This window comes from Streptomyces sp. R818 (assembly GCF_056172735.1).
In genome coordinates, this window is the sequence record NZ_JAOCNE010000001.1 from 176004 (window position 1) to 190715 (window position 14712).

At 72.2% G+C, this 14712-nt stretch carries 13 protein-coding genes; 4 read left to right on the forward strand and 9 right to left on the reverse strand.

Going from position 1 to position 14712, the window contains the following annotated elements:
* Positions 1-118 precede the first annotated feature (118 nt).
* Entirely contained in the window at positions 119-400 is a 282-nt protein-coding gene (locus tag N5I75_RS00730) for an acylphosphatase (protein ID WP_476673179.1), read from the reverse strand.
* A 241-nt stretch (positions 401-641) separates the two neighbouring features.
* Between N5I75_RS00730 and N5I75_RS00735 the strand changes: the two genes are divergently transcribed.
* On the forward strand, positions 642-1895 hold the full coding sequence (locus N5I75_RS00735) for a CAP domain-containing protein (RefSeq protein WP_476673181.1): 1254 nt from the start codon (positions 642-644) through the stop codon (positions 1893-1895).
* A 119-nt stretch (positions 1896-2014) separates the two neighbouring features.
* Positions 2015-2395, forward strand: coding sequence for a winged helix-turn-helix transcriptional regulator (locus N5I75_RS00740; RefSeq protein ID WP_476673182.1), 381 nt, complete (start codon positions 2015-2017; stop codon positions 2393-2395).
* Here the strand turns inward: N5I75_RS00740 and mutM are convergent.
* From mutM to recG, 8 genes are all read right to left on the reverse strand, one after another.
* Positions 2368-3237 (reverse strand): bifunctional DNA-formamidopyrimidine glycosylase/DNA-(apurinic or apyrimidinic site) lyase, encoded by an 870-nt coding sequence (gene mutM / locus N5I75_RS00745; protein ID WP_476673184.1) that lies wholly within the window; start codon positions 3235-3237, stop codon positions 2368-2370. The two genes, N5I75_RS00740 and mutM, sit on opposite strands and share 28 nt — an antisense overlap.
* Before the next feature lie 179 nt (positions 3238-3416).
* Complete coding sequence (gene rnc, locus N5I75_RS00750) at positions 3417-4223, reverse strand: ribonuclease III (protein WP_476673186.1); 807 nt, start codon at positions 4221-4223, stop codon at positions 3417-3419.
* A 7-nt stretch (positions 4224-4230) separates the two neighbouring features.
* Positions 4231-4404 carry a 50S ribosomal protein L32 gene (gene rpmF, locus N5I75_RS00755; RefSeq protein ID WP_030361955.1) on the reverse strand — a complete coding sequence of 58 codons (174 nt, stop codon included), beginning with the start codon at positions 4402-4404 and terminating at the stop codon, positions 4231-4233.
* Between the two features lie 2 nt (positions 4405-4406).
* A complete protein-coding gene (locus tag N5I75_RS00760; protein WP_476673828.1) occupies positions 4407-5051 on the reverse strand; it encodes a YceD family protein in 645 nt (214 codons plus the stop codon).
* 168 nt (positions 5052-5219) lie between these two features.
* Entirely contained in the window at positions 5220-6353 is a 1134-nt protein-coding gene (locus tag N5I75_RS00765) for an ATP synthase F0 subunit B (protein ID WP_476673830.1), read from the reverse strand.
* 94 nt (positions 6354-6447) lie between these two features.
* Positions 6448-6927, reverse strand: a complete 480-nt coding sequence (gene coaD / locus N5I75_RS00770; protein WP_476673188.1) for a pantetheine-phosphate adenylyltransferase — start codon at positions 6925-6927, stop codon at positions 6448-6450.
* A gap of 26 nt (positions 6928-6953) precedes the next feature.
* The gene (rsmD, locus tag N5I75_RS00775) at positions 6954-7550 is read right to left on the reverse strand and encodes a 16S rRNA (guanine(966)-N(2))-methyltransferase RsmD (RefSeq protein WP_476673190.1); all 597 of its coding nucleotides are present in this window, start codon (positions 7548-7550) and stop codon (positions 6954-6956) included.
* Positions 7551-7632: 82 nt separating this feature from the next.
* Complete coding sequence (gene recG / locus N5I75_RS00780) at positions 7633-9858, reverse strand: ATP-dependent DNA helicase RecG (RefSeq protein WP_476673192.1); 2226 nt, start codon at positions 9856-9858, stop codon at positions 7633-7635.
* A 171-nt stretch (positions 9859-10029) separates the two neighbouring features.
* On the opposite strand from recG, the gene N5I75_RS00785 reads away from it, so the two are divergent.
* Both N5I75_RS00785 and N5I75_RS00790 read left to right on the forward strand, forming a co-directional pair.
* Positions 10030-11841, forward strand: coding sequence for an HSP90 family protein (locus N5I75_RS00785; protein ID WP_476673194.1), 1812 nt, complete (start codon positions 10030-10032; stop codon positions 11839-11841).
* Positions 11838-14546, forward strand: coding sequence for a tetratricopeptide repeat protein (locus tag N5I75_RS00790; protein WP_476673196.1), 2709 nt, complete (start codon positions 11838-11840; stop codon positions 14544-14546). The genes N5I75_RS00785 and N5I75_RS00790 overlap by 4 nt, the downstream gene beginning before the upstream one ends.
* Positions 14547-14712: the final 166 nt, after the last annotated feature.

A 14712-nucleotide genomic window follows, 5' to 3' on the forward strand; every position in this document is an offset into this window, starting at 1 on the left:
TTCCTGCGGAGCCTGCCACGAGTCCCCCGCCTTGGCAACCACCAGGGCATTTCTGCCCGGAGCAGTTGCCTGCGGCACCTCTTTCCCGGCCGCACCAGGGCTCGCCTGCGGCAACGCGTCAGCGGATGGCAAACCCGTCGTATCCGCCGCGGGGCGTGTCCCAGATCTCAGTGACACCGTCGACGCGCCCGGGTGTGTCGTCGCCGTGGAGCCAGTCCAGGAGTTGCTGACACGCCTGGCGCTCTCCTTCGGCGACGACCTGGACGCGGCCGTCCTCCAGATTGAGAGCAAAACCACACAGGCCGCCGATCTCCAGGGCCCTCGCCCGGGTGAACCAGCGGAAACCCACACGTTGGACGCGCCCTCGCACCCAGGCGGTGAGTCGTACGTCTTCGTTCATGGCTGCACGCTAACCGGCCAATTGCACAGAGAGCACTTCGGCCCCGTACGTCGTGGGGTACCGTCGCCGACCGACGAGCCTCACCCGTACGGGTGAGTCACATCGACGACCGGTGCGTCACGTTGACGATCGATGCATCACATCGGCCACCGGACCGTCACATCGGGGTCGACGCGCCGCGTCGACCGCCGTCCGGACGCACCGCGAGCGGACGAACCGCGAGGACGAGGAAGGCCATCACATGGGACGCCACCGACGCTCCGCCGCCGGAAGCGCCGCCACGGGCCGCGCAGCGGACACCACGGAGACCCATGCGGAGACCCGTTTCCCCTCCGCCCCCTCCGCGACGTACCCGCCGCGCTCGGCGCACTCCCTTTACTTCCCCGACGAGCCGGCCCCGTACGAGCCGGCCCCGCGCGACTCGTCCTTGTACGGGTCATACGCGCCGCACGAGGCATCCGCGCCATACGAGTCGTACGCGGCGCATGAGGCATACGGGCCGCGCGAGGCACCCGCACCGCACGAGGCGTACGCGCCGCACGAGCCGTACGCCCAGTACTTCCGGGACGCCCCTACCGCCTCCTTCCCCGCGCAGCAGGAGCCGGAGACCGCCGTCTACGGGTCCATATCCTCGGCCGGCGGCTCGGGCCAGGTGCCGCGCGGGCGGTCCCACCGGCGCGCCAAGCGCAGCGGTGTGCCCGTGCGCACCGGGCTGCTCGGCGCCTCGGCCGCCGTCGCCATGGGCGCGGTGGCGGTGGCCTCCGGGCTGATACCGGGCGCCGACAACTACAAGCTCGGCGGCGACCACGACGGGGACAAGGTGCAGGCCGCCGTCTCCCCCACGGTGGAGGCGCAGGGCGGCACGGACGGCACCGTCGGCGACGACCGCGCCCCGTCGGCCCCGAGCCGCGCCACCGAGCGCGCCACCCCCTCGGCCGCGCCCTCTAAGAAGCCCGCGCCCGCCAAGCCCTCCGCGAAGCCCTCGCGCAAGCCCGCGCCGACCGCCTCGTCGTCCGGCGGCAGCGCCTCCACGACGACGACCAAGAGCGCGACGCCCGCGCCCGAGGCCCCGGCGAAGACGCAGGCGCCCACCACCGCCGCACCCGCCTCATCGGCGGCGCAGGCGGCCGCCGCCCAGGTGCTCGCCCTCGTCAACCAGGAGCGCTCCAAGGTCGGCTGCTCGCCCGTCACCGCCGACGGCGGCCTGGCCGCGCTGGCGACCGCCTTCAGCGAGGACATGGCCGCGCGGGGCTTCTTCGACCACACGGACCCGGACGGCGCGACGCCCTGGGACCGCGCCGAGAAGGCCGGTGTCAGCGGCCTCGGCGGCGAGAACATCGCCCGCGGCCAGGCCGACGCCGCGGCCGTGATGGATGCCTGGATGAAGAGCCCCGGCCACAAGGCGAACATCCTGAACTGCGACTACAAGACCCTCGGCGTGGGCGTGCACTTCGGGTCGGGCGGCCCGTGGTGGACCCAGGACTTCGGCTTCTGACCACCGCGAACACCGCGACCACTGCCATCGCCGCGACCAACGCGATCACCGCGATCACCGCACTTACTCAGGCACAGCGCTGAGCTTCACACCGCGCTGTGCCGCAGTACCCTCGGCGTATGGACTCCACCGACCTCGCGTTCGACGTGTTCTCCAAGGCGTGCCCTTCCCGAGGCACCCTGGAGCACGTCACCGGCCGCTGGGGCGGGCTCACGCTCGGGGCGCTGTACGAGGGATCGCTGCGCTTCAACGAGCTGCGCCGCCGCGTGGACGGGGTGAGCGAGAAGATGCTGTCCCAGACGCTGCAGGCGCTGGAGCGGGACGGCCTCGTACACCGTGAGGCGCAGCCGACCAACCCGCCCCGCGTGGACTACGAGCTGACGCCGCTCGGCCGGGGCGTGGCCGAGCGCCTGCTGTCCCTGATCCACTTCGTGGAGGGGCGCATGGACGACGTCCTGGTGGCGCGCGAGCGCTACGACACCGCGCGCGGGGCGCGCTGACAGCGCGGGCAGAAGTAGCTCGACCGGTTCATCCAGGGCCGCCGGCGCATCGGCGTCCCGCACCGCTTGCACGGCAGGCCCTCACGCCCGTACGCGTCCAGGGAACGGTCGAAGTAGCCCGACTCCCCGTTCACGTTCACGTAGAGGGAGTCGAAGCTCGTGCCGCCGACGGCGAGCGCCGCGTTCATCACGTCCCTGATGTGACCGAGGAGTTCGGCCGTGCGCGGGCGCGTGAGCCCGGCCGTGGGGCGCTCGTAGTGCAGCTTCGCGCGCCAGAGCGCCTCGTCGGCGTAGATGTTGCCGACGCCGCTGATCAGCGTCTGGTCGAGCAGGGCGCGCTTGATGGTGGTGCGCTTCGCGCGCAGCGCCGTGTGGAAAGCCGCGTCGTCGAAGAGCGGGTCGAGCGGGTCGCGGGCGATGTGCGCGATGACGTCGGGCAGGCCGTCCGCGCTGTCCTCGGCGGTGTCGTGCAGGGAGAGGCCGCCGAAGGTGCGCTGGTCGACGAAGCGCAGCTCGGTGCCGAGTGCGTCGGCGAACCGGACGCGGACGCGCAGGTGCTTCTCGTCCGGCGCCGAGTCCGGCTGCACCAGGAGCTGACCGCTCATGCCGAGGTGCGCGAGGACGGACATGTGCGCCGTCTCCAGCGGCAGCCAGAGGTACTTGCCGCGCCGGCTCGGCTCCCCGATGGTCTGCCCCGTCAGGCGCAGCGCGAAGTCGTCGCCGCCGGCGATGTGGCGGCGTACGGAACGAGGGTGCAGCACCTCCACGTCAGCAACGGCCCGATGAGCCACCCACCGCGCAAGCCCTCGCCGCACGACCTCGACCTCGGGCAGTTCAGGCACGACGCTCCTACCGTTGTAGTGATTGCAGGGGGCGCGCAGTGCCGCTCAGGGGCGCGGGGAACTGCGCGACCAGCCCCCACCGGCCCGCGGGAACACCGCGACACTCAGGGGCAGGACCGTTGAAAAAACCCGTCCCCACCGGCGCGGAGCCGATGGAAACGGGTCGAGGAAGCGCAGCGTCACGCCGAGTCGGCGGAGCCTGCGGCAGCCGAAGCCGCCGCCTCCGCCTCGGCCCGCTCATCCGCGGCAGCGCGAATCGCGCGCCACGCGGACTCCGCGGCCTGCTGCTCCGCTTCCTTCTTGCTGCGGCCGGTGCCGGTGCCGTACGAGACGCCTCCGACGCGGGCGGCAGCAGTGAAGGTCTTCTCGTGATCGGGGCCGGTCTCGGAGACCAGGTACTCGGGCACGCCGAGCCCCTCGGTCGCCGTCAGCTCCTGGAGACTGGTCTTCCAGTCCAGGCCGGCTCCCAGGTTCGAGGACTTCTCGATCAGGGGGTCGAACAACCGGTGCACGAGCTCACCGGCTGCGTCCAGCCCCTGGTCCAGATAGACCGCGCCGATCACCGCTTCCAGGGTGTCGGCCAGAATCGACGCCTTGTCCCGGCCGCCCGTGCCTTCCTCGCCCCGGCCGAGCCGGATGAAGGAGCCCAGGTCGAGCCCGCGGCTGACCTCCGCCAGTGCACGCGAATTGACCACCGCGGCCCGGAGCTTGGCCAGCTGGCCCTCGGGCAGATCGGGGTGGGTGCGGTAGAGCGTGTCGGTGACCACGAGGCCGAGCACGGAGTCCCCGAGGAACTCCAGACGCTCGTTCGTGGGCAGTCCGCCGTTCTCGTACGCGTACGAGCGGTGCGTCAGCGCACGCACCAGAAGGGCGGACTCGAGCTTGTACCCGAGCCGCCCTTCCAGAAGCGTGTGGGACGAGGCTGTGGTGTCGGCCTTTTTCTTGGCGTCATCCGCCGGTTTTTGGCTAGCCACTGTGCCTCTCACCAGCCGCTCAGACCTCGAGGACCTGGCGCTTGTTGTAGGTGCCACAAGCGGGGCACGCGATGTGCTGCAGCTTGGGCTCCTGGCACCGCTCACACGAAACCAGGGTGGGGACCGCAGCCTTCCACTGCGACCGGCGGTGGCGCGTGTTGCTGCGCGACATCTTCCGCTTCGGAACAGCCACGGCTACTTCTCCTGCTTCTCGTCGACGCCCGCTTCCGCTTCGGCGCCGCTCATCTCGTCCTTCTCGCCGTCCTGGATGGATCCAGCGAGTCCCTGCAAAGCCGCCCAACGGATGTCGACGGCGTCGTGATGGTGTCCCGGTTCGTCCGAGAGCCGCACTCCGCACTCGGAGCACAGACCCTCGCAGTCCTCCTGGCACACCGGCTGCATCGGCAGTGCGAGCACCACCGCATCACGCAGCACGGGTTCGAGGTCGAACAAGCCGTCCTCGAGAAAGAGCCTGTCCTCGTCGTCCTCGGCGTCGTCGCCCGGTTCCGCTTTCACACGGCCCCGGTCGTCGGCGTCAGGGTACGAGAACATCTCCTGGAAGTCCGTGTCGACCTCGAGGTCGACCGGCTCCAGACACCTTACGCACTCCCCCTTCGCCAGTGCACGGGCGGTGCCTGTGACAAGCACCCCTTCCATGACCGACTCGAGGCGGAGTTCGAGCTCCACCGGGGCGCCTTCCGGCACTCCGATGACGCCCTCGACACCGAGGTCCCGGGGGGCGTCGATCGTGCGGTTCAGCCGCTGCATGGCACCAGGACGCCGACCCAGCTCGTGCGTGTCGAACACAAGTGGGTTGCGGTGGTCGAGGCGAGTACTCAGGGCTGTTCCTGCTTTCGATCTTCAAAGCTCTGGGGGTTCACTGCCACGAACTTTCCGGGCAGCTCGGAACGCACGTGTACGCGCGGCCGAAGAACCAGGGTACTGGACCTTTCGCTCTCGGCCCAATCCGCTCCCGGCCACCCTCCGCCGCCCCGCCCGCGGGGGCGCTCAGCGGCCCTGTTGGTCCTGTTCGTACTGGCGGACCTGCTCCATGCTGATCATGCTCGTGTCGAAAAGACTGGTCTCGTCGAGCGCCCCGCCGTGCTCGTGCTGCCCCTGGTGCGCGTGCTGGTCCTGCTGGTGGCCCTGGTGCTGCTGGTATCCGTACGGGTCCTGCTGCTGGTACGCGGCGTACGGGTCCTGCTGCTGCCCCTGCTGGTAGGCGTAGGGGTCGTGCTGCTGGTAGGCGGCGTACGGGTCCTGCTGTCCGTACTGCTGCTGCTCGTACGTGTACGGGTCCTGCTGCTGGTGCTGCTGGTGCTGCTCGTGCGCGTAGGCCGCGGCGGCCGGCTGCTGCGCCGGGATCGGCGGCGCGGCGACGGGCTCCTGTTCCTGCTCCGCCGCGAGGCCGGGGCCCGCGCCGATCTCCGCCAGGCCCGCCAGGTAGTCGGCGTCGCTGGTGTGCGCCTGGGAGCCGCCCTCGGCGTCCACGGCGAGCGCGCCCAGGTCGTCGGTGGCGATGCGGCCGTGCAGCTTCTGGCGGCCCTTGCCGACCGCCTCCAGGGTCTTGGCGAGCACCGCCTCGAAGGCGCCGAGCTTGGTGTCCACGTAGGCGTCGGCGTCGCGGCGCAGCGTCTCGGGGTCGTGGCTGCGCTCGGGGGCGTCCTCGTCCTCGTAGCCCTGCTCGTCGGTGCCGGGGCCCGTGCCGAGGAGCTTCTCGCGGCCCCGGCCGACGGAGCCGAGCGTCTTGGTGAGGACGACCTCGAAGTTGGCCAGCTTGGAGTCGACGTAGTCGTCGGCCTCGGCGCGGACCTCCTCGGCCTCCTGGCGGGCCTCGGCGAGGATGCGGTCCGCCTCGTTCTGCGAGCGGCGGGCGATCTCGGTGTCGGAGATCAGGGAGCCGCGCTCGGCGTGCGCGGTCTCGATGATCCGGTCGGCCTCGGCGCGGGCCTGCTCGACCATCTGCTCGCGGCCGCCGATCAGCTCCTGCGCCTGCGCGAGGGAGCCGGGCAGCGCCTGGCGCACCTCCTCCAGCATCGCGAGCAGGTCGGCGCGGTTGACCACGCACGAGGCCGACATGGGCATGGACCGGGCGTTGCCGACCGCGGCGACGATCTCGTCGAGCTTCTTCTGCACGTCCACCGTGTGCTCGCCACTCTCTCGTCTTGTCACCACCGGGGCGACAGGGGGTTTGGAGACGGACGGGACGACTGTATGCCCAACTGGCGCGTGCGTGTCACTTCTTGGGGAGGCGCTCGGTCAGCGCCTCGTGCACCCGCGGCGGGACCAGGTGCGACACGTCGCCGCCCCAGGCCGCGACCTCCTTGACCAGCGAGGAGGACAGGAAGCTGTAGGTCGGGTTGGTCGGCACGAAGAGCGTCTCGACGCCCGACAGACCGTTGTTCATCTGGGCCATCTGCAGCTCGTAGTCGAAGTCGCTGACCGCGCGCAGGCCCTTCACGATGGCCGGGATGTCACGCTGCTTGCAGAAGTCGACGAGGAGGCCGTGGAAGGACTCCACCTGTACGTTGCCGAACTCGGCGGTGACCTCGCGGATCAGGTCGATCCGCTCGTCGACCGCGAAGAGGCCCTTCTTGGACTGGTTGATCATCACCGCGACGTGCACGACGTCGTACAGCTTGGAGGCTCGGGCGATGATGTCGAGGTGGCCGTTGGTGATGGGGTCGAACGACCCGGGACAGACTGCGCGGCGCACGGGAAGTCCCTCGCTCTCCGGTCCGGTCATCGTGCGTCGTCGCACGTGAGGCTGGTGGTCAAGGCGGCGCGACCGTACCAAAACGTGCCCTCGCCGTAGCGACGGGACCGCAGTCCCTCGAAACCGGCCGGCCACCGGAAATCCCCGCCCCTGGTGCTGCGTTCCACGGTGACCAGCGCGTCGTCCGTGAGCCAGCCCTGAGTGCGGAGTGTGAGGAGGATCTCCCGAAGATCGTCGTCCGAGACGGCGTACGGGGGGTCGAGAAAGACCAGGTCGTAGGGGATCTCGGGCGCCGACCCGGCAATGACCTGTTCCGCTTTTCCGGTCCGGGCCTCGGCTCCGGGCAGGCCGAGCGCGCGGACGTTCTCGCGGACCGTGCGGGCGGCGCGGGCGTCGGCCTCGACGAGCAGCGCGTGGGCGGCGCCCCGGGAGAGGGCCTCCAGGCCGACGGCTCCGGAGCCCGCGTACAGGTCGGCGACGCGGGTGCCGTCGAGCGTGCCGAGCAGCGCCTGCCAGGTGGAGAAGAGGCCCTCGCGCGCGCGGTCGGAGGTGGGGCGGGTGCCGTTGCCCGGCGGTACGGCCAGGCGGCGTCCGCCGGCGCGTCCGGCGATCACGCGGGTCATCTCGGTCCTTGTCCTTGCGTGCTGCGTGCTCGCGTGTGCGAGCTGTGGGACCAGTGTCTCAAAAGACGGGCTGGAGCCTCTCTCACCCCTTGTCGAGGTACTGCTCGCGCTCCTCGTCCAGGAGTGCGTCCAGGGCGGTGCGCAAGGCGGGCAGGCGCTCCAGGTCCGGGTCGGCCGTGACCACTCTGGTGGCCTCCTCGCGCGCCTCGGCGATGATCTCCTCGTCCTCGATGACGGCGAGCATCCGCAGGGAGGAGCGCACCCCGGACTGGGCCTGTCCGAGCACGTCGCCCTCGCGGCGCTGCTCCAGGTCGATGCGGGACAGCTCGAAGCCGTCGAGCGTGGAGACGACGGCGCCCAGGCGCGCGCGGGCGGGGCTGGCCTCGGGCATCTCGGTGACCAGGAGGCAGAGGCCGGGCGCCGAGCCACGGCCGACGCGGCCGCGCAGCTGGTGGAGCTGGGAGACGCCGAAGCGGTCGGCGTCCATGATCACCATGGCGGTGGCGTTCGGCACGTTCACGCCGACCTCGATGACGGTCGTCGCCACCAGGACGTCGGTCTCGCCCGCGGCGAAGCGGCGCATCACGGCGTCCTTGTCGTCGGGCTGCATCCGGCCGTGCAGCACCTCGACCTTGATCCCCTGGAGCGGCCCGCGCGCCAGTTCCTCGGCGACGGCGAGCACGGCGAGCGGGGGCCGCTTCTCCGTCTCGTCCTCGGCGGACTGCTTCTTGGCCGCGCTCTTGCCGCCGCCCTTCTTGTTCGCCTTCTCGTCCTCGTCGTCCCCGATCCGCGGGCAGACCACGTACGCCTGGTGTCCCTTGCCCACTTCCTCCCGTACGCGCTCCCACGCGCGCGTGAGGAAGTGCGGCTTGTCGGCGGCGGGCACGACATGGCTGGCGATGGGTGAGCGGCCGGCCGGGAGCTGGTCGAGGACGGAGGTCTCCAGGTCGCCGAAGACAGTCATGGCGACCGTGCGCGGGATCGGCGTCGCGGTCATGACCAGGAGGTGCGGGGGCTGCTTGCCCTTGGAGCGCAGGGCGTCCCGCTGCTCCACGCCGAAGCGGTGCTGCTCGTCGACCACGACCAGGCCGAGGTCGTGGAACTGCACCTTGTCCTCGATCAGCGCGTGCGTGCCGATGACGACGCCCGCCTCGCCGGTGGCCAGCTCGAGCAGGGCATGGCGGCGCGCGGCGGTGCCCATGGAGCCGGTGAGCAGCACGACCTTGGTGGAGTGCTCCACGCCGCCGAGCATGCCCCCTTGGGCGAGCTCGCCCATCATCTCGGTGATGGAGCGGTGGTGCTGCTGGGCGAGGACCTCGGTGGGCGCGAGCATGGCGGCCTGGCCTCCCGCGTCGACGACGGCGAGCATGGCGCGCAGCGCGACCATCGTCTTTCCGGAGCCGACCTCGCCCTGGAGCAGCCGGTGCATCGGGTGGTCGGTGGCCAGGTCGTCGAAGATCTCCTTGGAGACCTTCTGCTGGCCGTCGGTGAGGGTGAACGGCAGCTTCGCGTCGAAGGCCGTCAGCAGTCCGTCCGGCTTGGCCACGCGCGGGGCGGCGGTGAGCTGGGTGTCGGCGAACCGGCGCCGGGCCAGGGCGACCTGCAGGACGAACGCCTCGTCCCACTTCAGGCGGGCCCGCGCGTCGGCGATGTCGGCCTTGGTGTGCGGCCGGTGGATCTTGAGCAGGGCCTCGGGCAGCGGCACCAGGTCCCGGCCCTCCCGCAGCGACTCGGGCAGCGGGTCGACGGCTTCCTGGGCGCTGGGCAGCACCAGGTCGACGGCCTTGGCGATCTTCCAGGACTCCAGCTTGGCGGTGGCCGGGTAGATCGGGAGCAGCGCGCCGGCCCAGGAGCCGACGGTCTCGGCCGCCTCTTCCGAGGAATCCGCGGTCAGCAACTGGTAGGCGGGGTGCGCCAGCTGCATCTTGCGGTTGAAGACGCCGACCTTGCCCGCGAACATCGCGCGCGTGCCCGGCAGCAGGTCCTTGTGCGGCTTGTGGATGCCCCGGCCGAAGAAGACGAGCTGGAGCTGGCCGCTGCCGTCGGTGATGGTGACTTCCAGGCGCTGGCCGCTGCCGCCGTTGAACCGCAGGACGCGGGCGGTCGCGACCTGGGCGACGACCGTGACGTGCTCGTCGAGCGGCAGGTCCGCGAGGCGGGTCAGCTCCCCGCGCTCCGCGTATCTGCGCGGATAGTGGTGGAGCAGGTCCCCGACGGTGTGCAGGCCTAGGTGCTCGGCCATCACCTTCGCGGTGGGCGGGCCGAGCAGCTTCTTCAGCGGTTCTTGGAGCACGGGCACGAGATCCATTGCACACCACGCCACTGACAATCCCGCCCAGCCCCGTGAAGAACTGCGAAAACCGCTGGTCACACGGGGCTGTACGGCCGTAAAGTGACGGGCTCCGACCTTGATCGCGGTCACCTCTCGCGGGGCCGCCCGACCCGCGCCGTCGCCTGTCCCCCCACCGGCGCAGCGACGATGAACTCACAGACACCGCACACCTTCCAGGTCGACCTGCGCGGCCTCGTCGACCTCCTCTCCCACCACCTGTACTCCAGCCCGAAGGTCTACCTGCGCGAGCTGCTGCAGAACGGGGTGGACGCCATCACGGCCCGCCGCGCCGAGCAGCCGGACGCCCCTGCCACCGTGCGCCTCTTCGCGGAGGGCGGGTCGCTGCGGGTCGAGGACTCGGGCATCGGTCTGACCGAGGCCGACGTGCACAACCTGCTCGCGACCATCGGCCGCAGCTCCAAGCGCGGCGACGGCCTGGAGTCGGCCCGCGCCGACTTCCTCGGGCAGTTCGGCATCGGCCTGCTCGCCTGCTTCGTCGTCGCCGAGCGCATCCGGGTCGTCAGCCGCAGCGCGCGCACGCCCGACGCGCCGCCCGTCGAGTGGACGGCCCGCGACGACGGCTCGTACACGGTCCGCACGCTCCCGGACGCGGCGCGCCCCGAGCCAGGCACGACCGTGCACCTGGAGGCCCGCGCGGGCGCCGCCGACTGGCTGACCGAGGAGCGGGTCCTTTCCCTCGCCCGGGACTTCGGCTCGCTGCTGCCCTACGACGTGCGCGTCGGGGACACCCCGGTCACGGAGCTGCCGCCCGTCTGGAGCCGTACGCACCCCAGCCCCGCCGCCCGGCGCGTGGCCCTGGCCCGCCACTGCCACGAGCTGTTCGGGTTCACGCCGCTGGACTCCATCGACCTGGAGGTGCCTCTCGCGGGCGTCCGGGGCGTCGCCCATGTGCTGCCGCAGGCGGTCAGCCCGGCGCAGCGCGCAGGCCACCGGGTCCACCTCAAGGGCATGCTGCTCACCGACCGCGCCGAACAGCTGCTGCCGGACTGGGCGTTCTTCGTCCGCTGTGTGATCGACACCGACAGCCTGCGCCCCACCGCCTCGCGCGAGTCGCTCTACGAGGACGAGACCCTGGCCGCCGTGCGCGAGGCCCTGGGCGAGCGCATCCGGGAGTGGCTGACGTCGCTCGCGGCCGGTGACCCCGAGCGGCTCGCCGCGTTCCTGTCCGTGCACCACCTGGGTGTGAAGTCCCTGGCGCGGCACGACAAGGAGATGCTGCGCACGATGCTGCCCTGGCTGCCGTTCGAGACGACGGACGGGCAGCTCTCCCTGGAGGAGTTCGCCCAGCGCCACCCCGTCGTGCACTTCACGCGCACCGTCGAGGAGTACCGGCAGGTCGCGCCGATCGCCTCCGCGCAGGGCATCGGGGTCGTCAACGGGGGTTACACGTATGACGCCGATCTGGTCGAGGCGCTGCCGTCGGTGCGCCCCGGCACGGCCGTCTCCGAACTGGACGCGGACACGGTCACCGCGCACCTGGACGCCGTCGACCCGGCCGAGGAGCTGGCCCTGTCGGCGTTCCTCGCGGCGGCGCGGGCCCGGCTCGACCCGCTGGGCTGCGACGTCGCCCTGCGCGCCTTCCATCCGCTGACGGTGCCCGCGCTGCACCTGGACGACCGCGCGGCCCGGCACGAGCAGGCGCGCGCGGAGGCCGAGGCGCAGGCCGACGACCTGTGGGCCGGCATCCTCGGCTCCCTGCGCGGCAGCGCCCCACGCGCGCGGCTCGTCCTCAACCACCTCAACCCGCTGATCCGCCGGGTCAGCTCGCTCTCCGACCCCGAGCTGATCGGCACGGCGGCCGAGGCGCTGTACGGACAGGCGCTCCTCATGGCGCAGCGCCCCTTGCGCCCCGCCGACTCCGCGCTCCTGAACCGCTCGTTCATCGGCCTTCTGGAGTGGGCCACGCACCCCGGCACCGGAAAGGACGCCTCCCGATGAACGCCCCGATGAACGGAACCATGGACCTGGACGCCCTGCGCCGCGCGATGGCGGAGAACGCCGCGGAGCCCGAGGGGCCCGCCCGCGGCGCCCGCGCCGAACAGCTGCTCGCCGAGGCGGAGAAGCTCGGCGTCCCGCTCGGGATCGTCGAGGCGCTCGGCCACCAGCTGCAGATGTACAACTACAGCTCCGAGAAGGACAAGATGTTCGTCCCCTTCGCGCGCCTGCTGCGCATGTGGGACGAGCGCCCCGAGGACTTCGACGCCTACGAGACGCACTCGCTGCACTGGGTCTTCAAGTGGATGTCCGGCGGCATGCTGAACCAGCCGCACATCCCGCTCGCGTCCATCGAGAAGTGGCTCGCCGAGATGGAGCACCGCTACCGGGTGGCGGGCCACTCCGAGCGCGCCGTCCGCATGAGCGAGTTCTATGTCGCCGACCACATGGGCGACGAGGAACGGGCCACGCGCGCGTACGAGGCATGGCTGGCGGCCGACCGCGACAAGATGGCCGACTGCCACGCCTGCGAGCTGGACGGGCAGGGCGAGCGCCAGGCGGACCTGCGCCAGGACGAGCGCGCCCTGGAGCTGTGGCGGCCGGTCCTGGAGGGCGAGTACACCTGCGCCCACGAGCCGCACGCCACGCTCGCCGCCTCCCTGCTCCCGCTGGTCCGCCTGGGCCGCCCCGAGGAGGCCCGCGCGAACCACCTGCGCGGTTACCGCCTCGTACGGTCGATGGAGTCCATGCGGGGCGCGTTCGCGTCGCACGTGGAGTTCTGTGCCCTGACCGGGAACGAGGCGCGCGCCCTGGAGCTGCTCGCGGAGCGGCCCGCGTACTTCACGGACAGCGGCAATCCGCAGGGCCTGATGGACTACCTCGCGGTGGCCGCCCTGGTGATGGACCGCCTTGTCGCGCTCGGCATGGGCGAGCAGAGCGTTCCCGGTCCCGCCGGACGGACCTGGACCGCCGCTGAACTCGGCGGTCACGCGCGCGTGGAGGCGCTCTCCATCGCGGGCCGTTTCGACGCGCGCAACGGCACGGACCGCGTGGGCGCACGGATCAGGCGGCGGATGGACCAGGAGCCCCTCCTCGACCGTCTGCCCCTGGGCGTACGGGTCGTACGGACAGCGCCGCCGAAGCCGGTCGGCACGGCGCCCGCGGAGCCGGTCGCGGACGCGGCGGCGCTCGTCGCGGAGGCGCGCCGGGTCTCGGCGTCCGACGGTGGCCCGGACGCGGCCCGCGCCTGGCGGACGGCCGCGCGGGCGGCCGAGTCGGAGGGCCTGGAGCTGACCGTCCACGACCGTGCGGAGATCGCCGACTACGCGGCGATGGACGCGGAGAACGCGGCCGAACTCTTCGACGTCGCGGCCGAGTTGTACGAGAAGGCGGGCGATCCCGGTGAGGCGCGGGCGGCACGCGCGCGTGGCGCGTACGCGCTGTCCCGCGCGGGCCGCACGGAAGAGGCCCTCGCCGCGATCCGGGAACCGTACGAGCAGGTGCTCGGCACGGCGCACGCCCCGGACGCCACCACGGCCCGCCAGGCGGCCGCCGTCCTCGTGTGCCGCGCCCGCATCCTGCTGGCGGCCCACTCCGGGGACGACGAGGTCACGGCGGCCGAGGAGAGCGTACGGCGACTGCTGGCCGTCGCCGAGCCCTTCCTGGACGTCCCCCGAATCGCCTCGCAGGCGGCGTCGGCGCGCTCGCTGCTCGCCGACATCGCCGTGCACCGCGGGGACCTCGATGCAGCGGTGGCCCTGTACGAGGAGTCCGCGGCCGCGCAGGTGGCGGCGGGGCGCCCCTGGATGGCCGTGGACTGCCAGGTGCGGCTCGCGGCGCTCGCGCGGGAGCGGGACGACGCGGCGGGCGCCGAACAGGCGCTGCGGGCCGCGCTGGAGCACGGGGCGGGGTACCTGGAGCCGTCCGGCGCGGCGCGGCTGCACCTCCAGCTCGCCGACGCCCTGGCCGCCGCCGAGCGGTTCGGGGAGGCGTCCGCGCACGCCCTGGAGGCCGCGCACTGGGCCGACGAGGCGGACGACGACGCCGGGTTCGCCGCCTGGGCACGGTTCCAGCTCGGCGGCCACCTGCTGCGTGAGGAGCGGGTCGCGGAGGCCGCCGAGGTCCTCGAGTCGGCGCTGCTCGACCTGACCGCCGAGGACCACGGCGACGGCGCCCTCGTCCAGGCCCAGTGGTGGCTCGGCGACTGCGCCCGCGCGCTCGGCGAACACCTCAAGGCCGCCGAGGCCTGGCTCAGGGCGGCGGAGATCGCCAAGGACTGGCCCGAACAGCGCGACCACGCGATGCTGGCGAACCTCGCGGCCGACGCCCTCGACCGGGCCGGCCGCCCGGAGGAGGCCGACCGCGCCTACGCGCGCGCGGGCGACCTGTGGCGCTCCCTCGGGCAGGTCCACGCCGTGGTGCGCTCCCTCCGCGCGCGTGCCTGGCTGGACTCCGCGTCGGCGGACGACGAACGTGCGCTGATGAACGCGGCACTCCAGACCCTGGAAGAGGCCCTCACCTCGGCGGACGCCGCCGACCGCGAGCCCCTGCTCTCCGAACTCGGCCACACGCACCGCCAGTTCGCGGAACTCCTGGACCGCCACGACGACAAGGAATCCACCGCCCACCTGGAACGCGCCGCCATGGCGTTCGAAGAGGCAGGCGAAACCGAACGTCGCGACGAGGCCTTGGCGGCGCTCGGGCGGTAGGGAGGTGGAGGGTGGCCGCCTCGACGCGGGCCGATGTGGGCGCGGCCGCGCCATTCGGTCCGCGTGCAGGGGGGAGGCGGCTGCCTGGAACGCCCGTCGGCATCGGCGCGGCCCGCCACCTGCAGGGCAATCAAGACGAGGCCCGCACCGCACTCACGCGGCATCG

What these genes read in the sequence shown, in the direction of transcription:
- N5I75_RS00730 (WP_476673179.1), bottom strand. Translation starts at nt 400, where the DNA reads ATGAACGAAGACGTACGACTCACCGCCTGGGTGCGAGGGCGCGTCCAA.
- N5I75_RS00735 (WP_476673181.1), top strand. Translation starts at nt 642, where the DNA reads ATGGGACGCCACCGACGCTCCGCCGCCGGAAGCGCCGCCACGGGCCGC.
- N5I75_RS00740 (WP_476673182.1), top strand. Translation starts at nt 2,015, where the DNA reads ATGGACTCCACCGACCTCGCGTTCGACGTGTTCTCCAAGGCGTGCCCT.
- rsmD (WP_476673190.1), bottom strand. Translation starts at nt 7,550, where the DNA reads ATGACCCGCGTGATCGCCGGACGCGCCGGCGGACGCCGCCTGGCCGTA.
- recG (WP_476673192.1), bottom strand. Translation starts at nt 9,858, where the DNA reads ATGGATCTCGTGCCCGTGCTCCAAGAACCGCTGAAGAAGCTGCTCGGC.
- N5I75_RS00785 (WP_476673194.1), top strand. Translation starts at nt 10,030, where the DNA reads ATGAACTCACAGACACCGCACACCTTCCAGGTCGACCTGCGCGGCCTC.
- N5I75_RS00790 (WP_476673196.1), top strand. Translation starts at nt 11,838, where the DNA reads ATGAACGCCCCGATGAACGGAACCATGGACCTGGACGCCCTGCGCCGC.